This window comes from Microvirga sp. RSM25, assembly GCF_044784385.1.
GTDB lineage: Bacteria > Pseudomonadota > Alphaproteobacteria > Rhizobiales > Beijerinckiaceae > Microvirga > Microvirga tunisiensis.
The window spans coordinates 3,153,060-3,165,735 of record NZ_CP173039.1; the positions used below are offsets into that span (position 1 = coordinate 3,153,060).

Here is a 12,676-nt window from a genome sequence, read left to right on the forward strand (position 1 = left end):
TCGCATTCGAACAAGGCCCGCTTATGCCGCTCTCCTTTCCCATCATCGATCCCGTGGCGATTTCCATCGGTCCCTTCGCGATCCGCTGGTATGCCCTCGCCTATGTGGCCGGCCTCCTGGGCGGCTGGTTCTATGCCAAGCGCCTCGCGGCAAAGGCCGATCTCTGGGGCGGGTTGAGACAGCCCAAGCCCATCGACGTGGACGATCTCATCGTGTGGGTGGCGCTCGGCGTCGTGCTCGGCGGGCGGGTCGGCTACGTGCTGTTCTACAATCTGGCCTCGTATCTCTCCCATCCCCTGGAGATTTTCGCCATCTGGCGCGGCGGCATGTCCTTCCATGGCGGCTTCCTCGGAGCGGTGCTCGCCATCGTGCTCTTTGCCCGCTCGCGCGGGCTCAACCCGCTGGCCATGCTCGACATGGCGGCGGTGGTCACGCCCATCGGGTTGTTCTTCGGGCGCATCGCCAATTTCATCAATGGGGAGCTCTGGGGCCGCCCCGCCCCCGATTTTCCCTATGCGGTGGTGTTTCCTCATGCAGGTCCGGAGCCCCGGCATCCGAGCCAGCTTTATGAGGCCTTGGGCGAGGGCCTGATCCTGTTCATCGTCATGGCCTTTGCCGCGCGCTGCTTCGGCTTCCGCCGTCCTGGCCTCCTCGGCGGCATCTTCGTGCTGGGTTATGCGGTGGCCCGCATCGTCTGCGAATTCTTCCGCGAACCGGACGCGCAGCTGGGCTTCCTGTTCGGATCCTCGGTGCAGGCGCTCAGCGGCGGCATCACCATGGGGATGCTTCTGTCCGTCCCCATGGCGCTGGTCGGCGCCGGCTTCATCGTCATGGCGGCGCGCGGCCATACGCGGCCCTCGAAAACGGTTGAGGCCGCGTGAGCCCGCTGAAGGACAGCTTGCGCGAATTGATCGCGCTCGAAGGGCCGATCACGGTCGAGCGCTTTATGAGCCTATGCCTGAGGCACTACTACGCGACCCGCGACCCGCTGGGTGTGGCCGGCGACTTCACCACGGCTCCCGAGATCAGCCAAATGTTCGGCGAGCTGATCGGCCTGTGGATGCTGGAGGTCTGGAACGGGATGGGGCGCCCCACCGATTGCCGTCTCGTCGAGCTGGGGCCGGGCCGCGGCACTCTCATGGCCGATCTGCTGCGGGCGACACGGCTCCTGCCCGACTTCAAAGCGGCCGCCACCGTGCATCTCGTCGAGACGAGCCCGTCCCTGAGGCGGAAGCAGCAGGCCGCCCTCGCCCCCTCGGGCTTCTCGCTTCACTGGCACGATCGGATCGAGGATGTGCCTCCGGGCCCGATCCTTCTCGTCGCCAACGAGTTCTTCGATGCTCTGCCGGTGCGCCAGTTCGTCGGCACCGAGCGCGGCTGGTGCGAGCGCTTGATCGGATTGGAGGGCGAAGGCCTGATCTTCGGCCTGCGCCCGGAGCCGGAGCCCGCTCTCGGCAAGGCATTGAAGCCCGGTGACATCCTCGAATGGCCGGCCGCCGCCCTCGACGTGGTGAGCGAACTCGTCCGTCGATTGGCCCATGATATGGGAGCAGCCCTGATCCTGGATTACGGCTATTGGGGCCCGGCATTCGGAGACACGCTGCAGGCGCTCAAAGCGCACAAACCCGTCGATCCCCTGGAGGAGCCGGGGGAAGCGGATCTCACGACCCATGTAGACTTCCATCGCCTCGCCCAGGCCGCCGCCGCGCAAGGCGCCAGGCCTCACGGCATCGTCACCCAGGGGGATTTTCTCCAGGCGCTCGGCATCGAGGCCAGGGCCTCCGCCTTGAAGGGGCGCGCCACACCGGCACAGGCTGCCGATATCGACCGCGCGCTGGCGCGCCTGACGGAGCGCGGCCCGACGGGGATGGGTGATCTGTTTAAGGTTTTAGCCGTTACACATGAGGGGATCGAAGCCGTTCCCGGATTGCCCGCCCTGTCTCCCTCTTCCTAAGATCGAGCCATGTTCATTCAAGCACCCGCCCTCGCCTCCCATTCCGGCATCCGCCATGCCTTCTTCACCCGCCAGGGTGGCGTCTCGGACGGGATCTATGCCTCCCTCAACGGCGGCATCGGGTCGTCGGACGAGCCCGCGAAGGTGCAGGAGAACCGCCGCCGCATGGCGGCGGCGCTGGGTGCAAAGCACGATGCCCTGATCAGCGTCCATCAGGTCCATTCGCCCGATGCGGTCATCGTGGAGGGCCCCTGGCGGGGAGAGCGGCCCAAGGCGGACGCCATGGTGACGGCCACACCCGGTCTCGCACTCGGCATCACCACGGCGGATTGCGGCCCGGTGCTGTTTGCGGACGCGGAGGCGCGCGTGATCGGAGCAGCCCATGCGGGCTGGCGCGGCGCCGTGACCGGCGTGCTCGAATCCACCATCGCGGCGATGGAGCGGCTCGGCGCCCGGCGCGCGACAATCGTCGCGGTGCTCGGCCCGACGATCAGCCAGAAGGCCTATGAGGTCGGCCCGGACTTCATCAGGCGCTTCGCCGAAGAGGCGCCAGGGCACGTGCGCTTCTTCAAGGAGGCCGAGAAGCCGGACCATGCCATGTTCGACCTCCCTGGCTTCATCGGCGCGCGGCTCGAGGCCGCCGGTGTCGGCGAATTCAGCAATCTCGGACTCTGCACTTATTCCGACGAGGAACGGTTCTTCAGCTACCGCCGCACCACCCATCGCAAAGAGCCGGATTACGGTCGGCTGATCTCGGCGATTACGCTCACTCCCTGATGCCGGCCACGTCCGGGGTCTCCCAGGCAAGATGCTGGCCGCCATCGACGGCGATCATCTGGCCGGTGACGCTGCGGGCTTTCGCAAGATAAAGCACCGCATCGGCGATCTCGTCCGGCGTGCCGCCGCGCCCCAGCAGCACCGCCTCGCTCTGCTTGGCGAAATCCCCATCGCCCTGGCGCACATTCGACAAAGTGGGACCAGGCCCGATGGCGTTGACGCGGATGCGCGGTGCCAGTGCCTGCGCCATCGTCTGCGTGGCGGAGAACAGTGCCGCCTTGGTGAGCGTGTAGGAAAAGAACTGAGGCGTCAGCTTCCACACGCGCTGGTCGACGATGTTGACGATGCAGCCTTGTCCATCGGCGGGAAGCTGATGCGCGAAGTCGCGGGCGAGGAAGGCCGGCGCGCGTAAGTTGACGGCGAAATGCCGGTCCCAACGGTCCTGCGAGAGCGTGCCGACCTCGTCGGGCTCGAACTCGGATGCATTGTTGACGAGAAGGGACAGCGGACCCAGGGCCCGGACCGCCTCCGGTACAAGGCGCTCGACCGCACCGGCATCAGCAAGGTCGGCTCGGAGGACGGTGGCGTGCCCGCCCGCCTCTCTGATGCGGGCTGCCATTGTCTCCGCCTCGGCGGTCGAGCGGCGACAGTGGATCGCCACCGCATAGCCTTCCCCGGCGAGCCGTTCGACGATTCGCCGCCCGATGCGTTGCGCCCCGCCGGTCACGAGAGCGGCTTTGTTCATGATCAACCCCTTGAAATGTAAGCACATCACAGCAGTTCAGTGCGGTGGACAAGAAAATGACATTTTTTCGCTATGACGTCGAACCAACGGCCAAGCTGCGCGTTATGGACTCCAGCGATGACGCAAGGGGAAACTCGCACATTGCCGCCACAATCCTGCCATGGTGGTCTTCAGCTGCTGTGGTTGTCAGGTCACAGCTTTCGACCGGTTGTCGCTCTATAAACGGACAGTGCTTGGCTGGCCCAACGAAATTTGGGTTGAGCCCGCATGACATCGATTAGGAAAGAGAAACCATGAAGAAGATTCTTCTCGCCAGCGTCGCTCTCCTCGGCTTTGCCGGAGCTGCTTCCGCTGCGGACCTTCCGGTCCGCGCTGCTCCCCCGGCTCCGATCATTGCCGCTGTTCCGGTCTTCACCTGGACGGGCTTCTACGTCGGTGTGAACGCCGGCTACGGCTGGAACGCCAATGACAGCATCACGGTCGGCGGCGTGCGCTTTGACCTCGACGACGAAGGCGGCTTCGTCGGCGGCGCTCAGGCTGGCTACAACTACCAGATCGGCTCGTTCGTGGTCGGTCTCGAAGGCGACATCCAGTACGCCGACTTCGGTGGCGACGACCGCTTCGACTTCGATCGCGACGGCATCGCTGACGACGACTTCAACAACAGCGACTGGTTCGGCACCGTGCGTGCTCGCGCCGGTGTGGCCTTCGACCGCGCCCTGATCTACGCCACCGGTGGTTTCGCCTTCGCGGACGACGCCACGGGCTGGACCGTCGGTGGTGGTCTCGAGTACGCCTTCACCAACAACCTGTCGGCCAAGGTCGAAGGCCTGTACGTCAACCTCGACCAGGACGACAACTTCCTGGGCATCGACAGCGACGCCGAGTTCGGTGTGGTTCGCGCCGGCCTGAACTTCCGCTTCGGCACCTACTAAGATCCGTCTCCTCGGAGACAGACAAGGCCCGGGTCAACACCCGGGCCTTTTTCGTTTTATGGTGTCACTCTGGTCTTGGCATAGGCCGGGACGCGGGATTCGAAATCCACCAGCCAGGCGACGAGCTTGGGATAGCTCTCGCGCCAGCGGCCACCGAAGCGCAGATCGAGATAGCCCAGCGCACAGGCGAGAGCGATCTGGCCGATATGGAGAGGCTGGCCTGCTTCCGAGAGATGGGCCTCCGCGTGATCGAGGCCACGGCGCACCTTGTCGGCCTGGTGGCTGACCCATTTCGGCTCGTGCTTGTCCTCGGTGCGGAAGCGGCCTTCATAGACCTGCAGTAGCGCCGCATCCATGATGCCGTCGGCAAGCGCCTGATCGCGCAGGGCGGTAAATCGCTCCGGACCGTTCGGAATGATGCCCGCGCCTCCGGCGAGATGATCGAGATAATCCACGATCACGCGGGAATCGTAGAGCACGTCGCCGTTCTCCAGAAGGAGCGCGGGGATCTTGCCCAGCGGATTCTGCTGCCGGATGGAATCCTCAGGGTTCAAGGTATCCGCGTCGACGATCTGAATGCGATCGGACAGCCCGAGAATCGACGCCGAGAGTTTGACCTTCCGGCCGAAGGGCGATGCGGGTGAGGAACGGAGAACGAGCATTGGTGACCCCTATTAAGATAATGGCAGGAGTCATGAACGCTCGTGTCTCAAACGGCAATCCGCTTTAAGCAGGAGGCCCGAAGGCTTCACAGCGATAAGCGCCATAGCCGCTGCGCGACAGGCGCTCCGCCAAAGCCGGGAGCAGCTTTTCCGCCTCCTCCCTCAGGGACCAAGGCGGATTGATGACGAAGAGGCCGCTGCCGTTCAGGCGCGACGGATCGCGCGGGTCATCCACATAGAGCTCGAGACGCAAGCCGGGGCGTGCGCTCTCCTCATGCAGTCGTGCCGCCACCGCATCGACGGGGCCCGCATCCTTGATGGGATACCAGCCGGCATAGACGCCGGTCGGCCATTTCTTCAAAGCGATGATCAACTCCGTCCCGAGCCGGTCCAGTTCGTTCGGCTTCTCGTAAGGCGGATCGATGAGCACGAGACCGCGCTTCTCCTTCGGTGGGACGAGGGCGTGAAGCGCCGTCCATCCGTCGAGATGCATCACCTTAAGATTCGTGACTTCATTGAAGGCATCGCTCAGCACCTCGTGATCGGCCGGGTGCAGTTCCACGAACACGCCCCGGTCCTGCCGCCGCAGAAGCTCGCGCACGATGGCCGGCGAACCGGGATAGGCCGCCTCGCCATGCCGCGCACGCACGTCGGCAACCACGCTCCGGTAGGGCGCGAGGATTTCTTCGACCTCAGGCGAAAAGGCGTCGCCCAGGCGCCCAATCCCGTCGACCCATTCTCCCGTTCGTCCGGCCTCGTCTCCGGCGAGGTCGTAGAGCCCGATCCCCGCATGGGTGTCGATGACGCGTAGCGGAGTCTCCTTGCGCTGCAGATAAACCAGGATGCGCACCAGGAGAGCGTGTTTCATGACGTCGGCGAAATTGCCGGCGTGAAAGGCATGGCGATAGTTCATTGTCGTCCTAAGGCATCGGACCCAAAAGGGACTTCACTTTCGGGGATCGATCCGATGCTCATCTCCTTTTTGGGCGCTCGTTCGATGTCCTATCTCACCGCCGGGACCGTAATCTCGCCCGTGCGGCAACCGTCGCCGTCGACCTCCGGACACTGGCGAAAGCCGCGCAGATCCTTGGCAAGGCAGATGCGGACCTCCTGAAAGATACGCCGTCCGCAGGAAACGGAAATCATATCGGAACGCAAGCCCGGATTGGCATTCATGAAGGCGCGTTCGATCTCGCTCGGCAGCACCTTGGACCGGCTGTCCAAGGCTTTGAACCCGTCCGGAACGCGCACGAGTTCGCGAGCCTGCCGGACTGCACGGAAATAACCGCTCGGCGACTCGCCCGTGCAAGTCCCGTGCTTGCGCCATTGATAGCGCGCCAGGTTATCGTCCGGGAACAGGCCGTTGGCGTCGGCCAGCGCCGCCTGCGGGACGAAGCGGCCATTGGGCTCGCAGAAACTGGGATAGCCCTGCTCCCGCTGGGGCCACAGGCCGTGGGTCACGAAGCCGAGACCACTGCCGCTGTCGCATTGCCGGTTCCGGCTGCCGCTGTTCTCGCAGAAGCCGGGCGACCAGGAGAGAGCCAGGACATAGAAGTCGAACTGCCCCATCGGGGCGCCCCTCGCCTCCCGAGGGCCTTGGGCCGCGGAAGGCTGGATCGAGAGAAGGCAGGCACCCGCGAAGGCAAGGCACCAGTGCAGGATCAAGGGGCCGCCTGCTTGCAATGCGGCGCGAAGGCATAATTGCGGTCGAGGCCGTCGACGCAGGCCTCCGTGTTCCAGCCGATCCCGATGAAGCCGAGATCCTCACGGATCGAGAAGTTGATCCGGCGCTTGAAGCCGTCGGACACGATCACCGTGCCGGTGCAGAAGCGGCGGGGGATGTAGTCGAGCCCCCAGGGGCGCCACGCGACTTCCTGAACGCGCTCGAAGCCGATCAGCTTGAGGTCGGAATTCCAGAACCGGCCTTCCTTATGCGAGAATCGCGAGCTGATGTCCCGGAGCACGGAGGGATCGGCGCAGGCCGGCAGGGAGGCGTCGAAAGGCTCGTCCCGCCGTTCCGCGGGCGTGACCTCGCGCGCAAGCGCAGGCGCGCTCAACAGCGTGCAGAAGATGAAAGCCGCCAGCCACTTCATTCGAATGCTCCACCAAGTCTTCAGACCGTGTAACAGCGACCATGTGGGCGGCGCCCGCGAAGGTCAAGATCCGCTTACGCTTTAATAGATGGCGTGGCTGTTGAGCATCATCGGCTGGCCGGCCGAACGCCCCTGCTGCCTAGGGGGAGCATAGGTCTGTTCGAGCGGGCGGCCCGCCGGCGGAAGGGGTGCTTGCGGATAGGCCTGGGGTGGCGAAAGCCGTGAGGATCCCGCATTTGGCCCCGGCAGATCGGCGGCATAGCTCCCGCCGGAGGAGTAGCGCGGCGCCGGAGCGACCGGAGCGGATATGACCGGAGACGGCGGCGGGGGCGCCGGCGGAACATGGGCCTGCCCATCCGTAACGTCCTGCTCCAGATCGACGGGCGCCAGATCGCCGGAGGCGGCCGCGCTCTGGAGAGCCTCGCGGCTGCGCTCGGGATCGATTCGCGGGGCGAATTTCAGGATTGGCTTGCATATACGCCGCTCGCCGCGGGGGTCGTGCCGTGCCAGGTCGATGTGGAAGTGATCATAATGGAACGCGTCGGAGCCCGGGCCGAGCACCGTGGTGAAGTAGCGGCAGGCGCCGACAAAGGCCTCGCGCAGGAATTCCTGTTCGGTGGCATCCCCGCCCCGCCAACCCTTGACCACGGAGATCTCCCGGCCATCGGTCAGGACGAAGCCCATCACGTCAAGCGCGTTGCCGAATGCGTGCTCGGAGACCTTTGCACCCATCTGGTTGTTGCGGGGACGGCAGGAATAGGAGCCCGCCTTGATGTCGGCCAGAGGCACGCCGAAATACATTTCGGCCGCCGGCCTGACGATCTCGTCGAGCCAGGTATCGATGCGGGGAATGATCGGACAGGCCAGCGTGACCTTCGATTTCAGCCCCACCGCGCCGTTGTTGAAGGCCGAGACCTTGAACGGATAATCCATGCCGCAGACGCCCGGCCCGTCGATCTTGGAGCTGAGAGCCATATAGGCGGAGGGCTGGACGAGGCGCTGCGAAAGACAAGCTTCTTCGGCCTGGGCACGCCAAGGCTCACGCTGCTCGAACCGAAACAGCCCGCAACCGGTAAGCCCAAGCCCGATGAGCGATAGGGCGAAAAACGCAACTAACCCATGACGCATGGGCGAAAGACTGGCTCATGGACGTAAACATCCCGTCAACGGCCAACAATGTCTTCCGTAGCCGCCTCGATTCGGGCCTTCGAGGCGCGTTTTTACACACGGGTCCCCCGTAAAGCCGGGTGCGACAGAATCGAGCAGGAACTTTTTTCGCAAAAAAATTCGGGAGAATTTCAACCGTCGAAACAAGGGCTTAACTTTTTGTTAACGATTACATTGCCTGGGGTCTTGCCGTTCATGCCCCGTCGGAGCGCTTCTCAGGATCCCGCAGGTTTGATAGGGTACCTCTGCATTCAGATAGGGGATTAACCCCTTCAGAAAGAGGGGCTTCGATGAACCTGACTTCGAATCTGGACTGGACGTCCAAGCTCAACATCGCCGCCGTCTGCGTTTCCTTTTCCTTCATCTGCGCTGTTTTTACCGGTCTTTTCTAAGACAGCATTGACGGTTCTTGGAGAGCCGAGCATCGATTGCCTGGTTTCAACGCTGCCGCTCCGGCAGCGTTTTTTATGTCTCCGGACAGGACACTTCCGTGATGCTCCAGGACATCACGTTGATCTCCATCTGGCACAGCGCGAGCTTGGGCCCCTCGGCGGTCCTGAGACAGACCTTCTCTCCGGGCGCGAACATCTTGCCCTGAGCGCGGCAATAGCAATCGAGCGGATTGTGAGCGGGCGCCTGAGCCGTCTGAGACGTCGGCACCTCATGGGCCAGGACCGAACGGGTCAAGACCGGGGCTGCCGCGATCAGGCTGAGAAAGACAACGACGCTGCGCATGAGACGTCTCCGTATGTCATTTCACGGACGATGCTCATCCTGTCGTGAGGCCGCGTCAAGCGTCGATCAAAGCCACCTCTCCGCCGCCCGGTCATCGGCCTCCTTGGCCTCGACCCAGGCGCCGATCGTGCCATCCTTGAGATGCTCGCGCTTCCAGAAAGGCGCGTGGGTTTTCAGATAATCCATCAGGAATGAAGCCGCCTCGAAGGCTGCTTGGCGGTGGGCGCTGGCCGTGAGGACGAGAACGATCCCCTCGCCCGGCACGATCTTGCCGAACCGATGGATGATTGTGAGGCCGAGAAGGGGCCAGCGGGTCTGAGCCTGCGCGGCGATGCGGCCGATCTCAGCCTCCGCCATGCCTGGGTAATGCTCGAGTTCAAGGGCCGCCAGTCGTCCGCCCTCGTCCCGGCACAGGCCTGTGAAGGCGACAACGGCACCGATATCCGCCCTCCCCTCGGTCAGAGCCGCCGTCGCGGCGGCGGCATCGAAGGGCTCGGCCTGGATGCGGATGGTTGCTGCCATGGATTTTTTTGCTCCTCGACTGGAGCTAGCCTCCCGTCATCGGCGGGAAGAAGGCGATCTCCTGTGCCCCGGCGATCCGGGCCTCGGGCTTGACGTGGACATGATCGAGGGCGGCACGGACGACGCCTTCGTTCTCGAAGGCATATTCATATTCCTCGCCTCGGCCCTTCAGCCAGCGCACCAGATCGGCAACCGTATCGATGCCTTCCGGCAAGATCACCTGCTCGTCCGTTCTGCCGACCCGCTCGCGCACCCAGGCGAAATAGACGAGCTTCATCGCCTCTAGCCTCCGTCCACGAGGTGATGGATGCCGTTCTTGAAGTAGTCCCAGCCGGTGTAGATCGTCAGGATGGCGGCAATCCACAGAAGGATCGTGCCGATGAGGGTGTTGTTGGGAAGCACCGTCTCTCCGGCCGGTCCCGCGATCAGGAAGCCCAGGGCGACGAGCTGGAGCGTCGTCTTCCACTTGGCGACCCGGCTGACGGGCACGCTGACCTTCAGCTCGGCGAGGAACTCACGCAGCCCCGAGACCAGGATCTCGCGGCAGAGGATGACGATGGCGGCCCAGAGCGCCCAGCCCTTGATGGTGCCGTCGGCGACCAGCATGAGCAGGCTTGCCGCCACCAGAAGCTTGTCGGCGATGGGGTCGAGCATGCGCCCAAGCGCCGATTGCTGGGCGAAGGTCCGCGCCACATAGCCATCGAGGTAATCGGTGATCGCCGCCACAGCGAACACGATGAGGGCCAGCCAGCGGGACCAATGGTCGTCCGGCCAGAACAGGAGGCCGACCACGGCCGGCACCGCAGCGAGCCGACCATAGGTCAGCATATTCGCCAGGTTGAAAGCCTTCGAGCGGCCCAGGGAGGAAACGGTCTTCATAACACCTGCAGGAAGCATGAGGACGGTCCGTCCGTCAATCGGACAGACCCCGGTTGCGCACCGCCGCCAACCAGCGAACACGCCAATGTGAGACCAGCCTTCCCTTTCGAGCTGCGGACACCCATGCTCAGCCCCTTTCGTGGAAGAAATCGTAGACCGCGCGGGCTGTGGCGGCATTGACCCCGGGCGCCTTCATCAGGTCCTCCAGGGCCGCGCGCTGAATCGCCTTGACGGTCCCGAAGTGGTGCAGGAGCGCCCGCTTGCGAGTCGGCCCGATGCCGGGGATCTCGTCGAGCGGGTTCTTCACCAGCTCCCTTTTCCGTTTGGCGCGGTGCGCCCCGATGGCGAAGCGGTGAGCCTCGTCGCGAAGACGCTGCACGAAATAGAGCGCGGGATCCCGCGGCGGCATCTTGAAGGCTGGCTGGCCCGGCTTGAAGAAGGTTTCGCGCCCGGCATCCCGGTCGCGCCCCTTGGCAATGCCGACCAGGGCCACGTCGTCTTCGCTCACACCCACTTCCGCCAGGGCCTGACGGGCAGCCTCCAGCTGGCCCTTGCCGCCGTCGATCAGGACGAGGTCCGGCCAGGCGGGAAAGGCGTCGTCCCCCGTCTGCCCGTCCGTCTCCGAGCCTCTCGGCTCCTCCTTCACCAGGCGGGCGAACCGGCGCTGCAGCATCTCGCGCATCATGCCGTAATCGTCGCCGGGTTTCAGGTCCTCGGACTTCATGTTGAAGGTGCGGTAATGCTGCTTCATGAAGCCGTTGACACCCGCCACCACCATGGCGCCCACCGCATTGGTGCCCATGATATGCGAGTTGTCATAGACCTCCACACGCTTTGGCACCTTCGGCAATCCGAAGGCCTGTCCCAGGGACACGAGGAGCTTCTGCTGCGAGGATGTGTCGGCGAGGCGTCGGCCGAGCGCCTCGCGGGCATTGCGCAGCGCGTACTCGATGAGCTGGCGCCGCTCGCCGCGCTGGGGCGAATGGATCTCGACCCTGGTTTCGGTCCGGGTTGAGAGCGCCGCCGCCATGAGCTCGGCATCCTCGATCTCATGCGAGAGCAGGATCAGGCGGGGAGCCGGCTTGTCGTCATAGAACTGCGCCATGAACGAGCCCAGGACCTCCTCCCGGCTCATGGATTTGTCGGCCTTCGGGAAATAGGCGCGGTTGCCCCAGTTCTGCCAGTTGCGGAAGAAGAACACCTCGACGCAGAACTGGCCGGCCTGCTCGTCGAGCGCAAAGACGTCCGCCTCCTCCACCGACTGCGTGTTGATGCCCTGCACGCCCTGGATGGCCGACAGCGCCGCCAAGCGGTCGCGGCAGCGCGCAGCACGCTCAAACTCAAGCTCCTCCGCCGCCTGCTGCATCTCGTCCGTGATGCGCTGCTTCACCGCATTCGACTTGCCCGACAGGAAAGCACGCGCCTCGTCCACAAGTCCGGCATATTCCTCATGCGGGATCTCGTTGGTGCAGGGTCCCGAGCAGCGCTTGATCTGGAACAGCAGGCAGGGCCGCGTGCGATTTTCAAAGTAGCTGTCGTTGCAGGACCGCAGCAGGAACGCACGCTGCAAGGCGTTGATGGTGCGGTTCACCGCCCAGACGCTGGCGAAGGGGCCGTAATAATCCCCTTTGCGCTTTCTGGCGCCGCGATGCTTCACGAGCTGCGGCGCCTCGTGATCAGCGGTGAGCAGGATGTAGGGCAGCGACTTGTCGTCCCGCAGAAGCACGTTGTAGCGGGGCTTGAGCTGCTTGATGAGATTGGCCTCGAGCAGCAGCGCCTCGGTCTCCGTCGCCGTGGTGACGAACTCCATCGAGGTGGTTTGGCCGATCATCCGGGCGATGCGGTTCGAATGCGCCTGCCCCCGTGCGTAGGAGCCGACGCGGTTCTTCAGGCTCTTCGCCTTGCCGACATAGAGCACGTCGCCCTTCGCATCGAGCATGCGATAGACGCCGGGCGCATTGGGAAGGGTCGTCCAGAAATGCCGGATGACCTCGGTGCCGCGCTGGACCGAGTCCGGATTGACCTCCAGATCGAACTCGACATCGGACCCGCTTTCGACGGCGACGGTCTCATCGTCTTCCTCGTTGTCCAGAATGTCCGGTGGGACGTCGTTGGTAGTGTTGCGACTCATGGGAGAGATTTAAGGGCTCGGGAGTCGAGAGGAAAGTGCCGCCGACGAACTGGCGCAGCCCCGCCGTTCGGTCTAA

Annotated in this window: 15 protein-coding genes; 4 read left to right on the forward strand and 11 right to left on the reverse strand. The window is 64.2% G+C overall.

Annotated features, from left to right (window positions below):
- Nucleotides 1-23 precede the first annotated feature (23 nt).
- The 3 genes from lgt to pgeF are packed head-to-tail and all read left to right on the forward strand — an operon-like array spanning nt 24 to nt 2,731.
- Nucleotides 24-881, forward strand: a complete 858-nt coding sequence (gene lgt / locus ACD578_RS14995; protein WP_404286184.1) for a prolipoprotein diacylglyceryl transferase — start codon at nt 24-26, stop codon at nt 879-881.
- Complete coding sequence (locus tag ACD578_RS15000) at nt 878-1,954, forward strand: class I SAM-dependent methyltransferase (protein ID WP_404286186.1); 1,077 nt, start codon at nt 878-880, stop codon at nt 1,952-1,954. Before lgt ends, ACD578_RS15000 begins: the two co-directional genes overlap by 4 nt.
- A gap of 9 nt (nt 1,955-1,963) precedes the next feature.
- Complete coding sequence (pgeF, locus tag ACD578_RS15005; protein ID WP_404286188.1) at nt 1,964-2,731, forward strand: peptidoglycan editing factor PgeF; 768 nt, start codon at nt 1,964-1,966, stop codon at nt 2,729-2,731.
- On the opposite strand, the gene ACD578_RS15010 is transcribed toward pgeF, so the two are convergent.
- Complete coding sequence (locus tag ACD578_RS15010) at nt 2,721-3,476, reverse strand: SDR family oxidoreductase (protein WP_404286190.1); 756 nt, start codon at nt 3,474-3,476, stop codon at nt 2,721-2,723. The genes pgeF and ACD578_RS15010 overlap by 11 nt on opposite strands.
- A gap of 293 nt (nt 3,477-3,769) precedes the next feature.
- Here ACD578_RS15010 and ACD578_RS15015 point away from each other — a divergent pair, with 293 nt between their 5' ends.
- Nucleotides 3,770-4,411: an outer membrane protein gene (locus ACD578_RS15015; RefSeq protein WP_152710486.1), complete on the forward strand. Its 642-nt coding sequence runs from the start codon at nt 3,770-3,772 to the stop codon at nt 4,409-4,411.
- 56 nt (nt 4,412-4,467) lie between these two features.
- Here ACD578_RS15015 and ACD578_RS15020 read toward each other — a convergent pair whose 3' ends face one another.
- From ACD578_RS15020 to uvrC, 10 genes are all read right to left on the reverse strand, one after another.
- Nucleotides 4,468-5,073: a glutathione S-transferase N-terminal domain-containing protein gene (locus ACD578_RS15020; protein ID WP_404286192.1), complete on the reverse strand. Its 606-nt coding sequence runs from the start codon at nt 5,071-5,073 to the stop codon at nt 4,468-4,470.
- A 64-nt stretch (nt 5,074-5,137) separates the two neighbouring features.
- Nucleotides 5,138-5,986, reverse strand: a complete 849-nt coding sequence (locus tag ACD578_RS15025; protein ID WP_152710481.1) for a 23S rRNA (adenine(2030)-N(6))-methyltransferase RlmJ — start codon at nt 5,984-5,986, stop codon at nt 5,138-5,140.
- 89 nt (nt 5,987-6,075) lie between these two features.
- Entirely contained in the window at nt 6,076-6,738 is a 663-nt protein-coding gene (locus ACD578_RS15030) for a ribonuclease T (protein ID WP_404286195.1), read from the reverse strand.
- On the reverse strand, nt 6,735-7,166 hold the full coding sequence (locus tag ACD578_RS15035) for a hypothetical protein (protein ID WP_152710477.1): 432 nt from the start codon (nt 7,164-7,166) through the stop codon (nt 6,735-6,737). Before ACD578_RS15035 ends, ACD578_RS15030 begins: the two co-directional genes overlap by 4 nt.
- A gap of 81 nt (nt 7,167-7,247) precedes the next feature.
- Nucleotides 7,248-8,294, reverse strand: a complete 1,047-nt coding sequence (locus ACD578_RS15040) for an extensin family protein (protein WP_404286197.1) — start codon at nt 8,292-8,294, stop codon at nt 7,248-7,250.
- Nucleotides 8,295-8,798: 504 nt separating this feature from the next.
- A complete protein-coding gene (locus tag ACD578_RS15045) occupies nt 8,799-9,068 on the reverse strand; it encodes a hypothetical protein (RefSeq protein WP_404286198.1) in 270 nt (89 codons plus the stop codon).
- A 66-nt stretch (nt 9,069-9,134) separates the two neighbouring features.
- On the reverse strand, nt 9,135-9,590 hold the full coding sequence (locus ACD578_RS15050) for a molybdenum cofactor biosynthesis protein MoaE (protein ID WP_404286200.1): 456 nt from the start codon (nt 9,588-9,590) through the stop codon (nt 9,135-9,137).
- 25 nt (nt 9,591-9,615) lie between these two features.
- Nucleotides 9,616-9,867, reverse strand: coding sequence for a molybdopterin converting factor subunit 1 (gene moaD / locus ACD578_RS15055; RefSeq protein ID WP_404286202.1), 252 nt, complete (start codon nt 9,865-9,867; stop codon nt 9,616-9,618).
- A 5-nt stretch (nt 9,868-9,872) separates the two neighbouring features.
- Nucleotides 9,873-10,469 (reverse strand): CDP-diacylglycerol--glycerol-3-phosphate 3-phosphatidyltransferase, encoded by a 597-nt coding sequence (pgsA, locus tag ACD578_RS15060; RefSeq protein WP_152710468.1) that lies wholly within the window; start codon nt 10,467-10,469, stop codon nt 9,873-9,875.
- A gap of 127 nt (nt 10,470-10,596) precedes the next feature.
- Complete coding sequence (gene uvrC, locus ACD578_RS15065) at nt 10,597-12,600, reverse strand: excinuclease ABC subunit UvrC (protein WP_404286204.1); 2,004 nt, start codon at nt 12,598-12,600, stop codon at nt 10,597-10,599.
- Nucleotides 12,601-12,676: the final 76 nt, after the last annotated feature.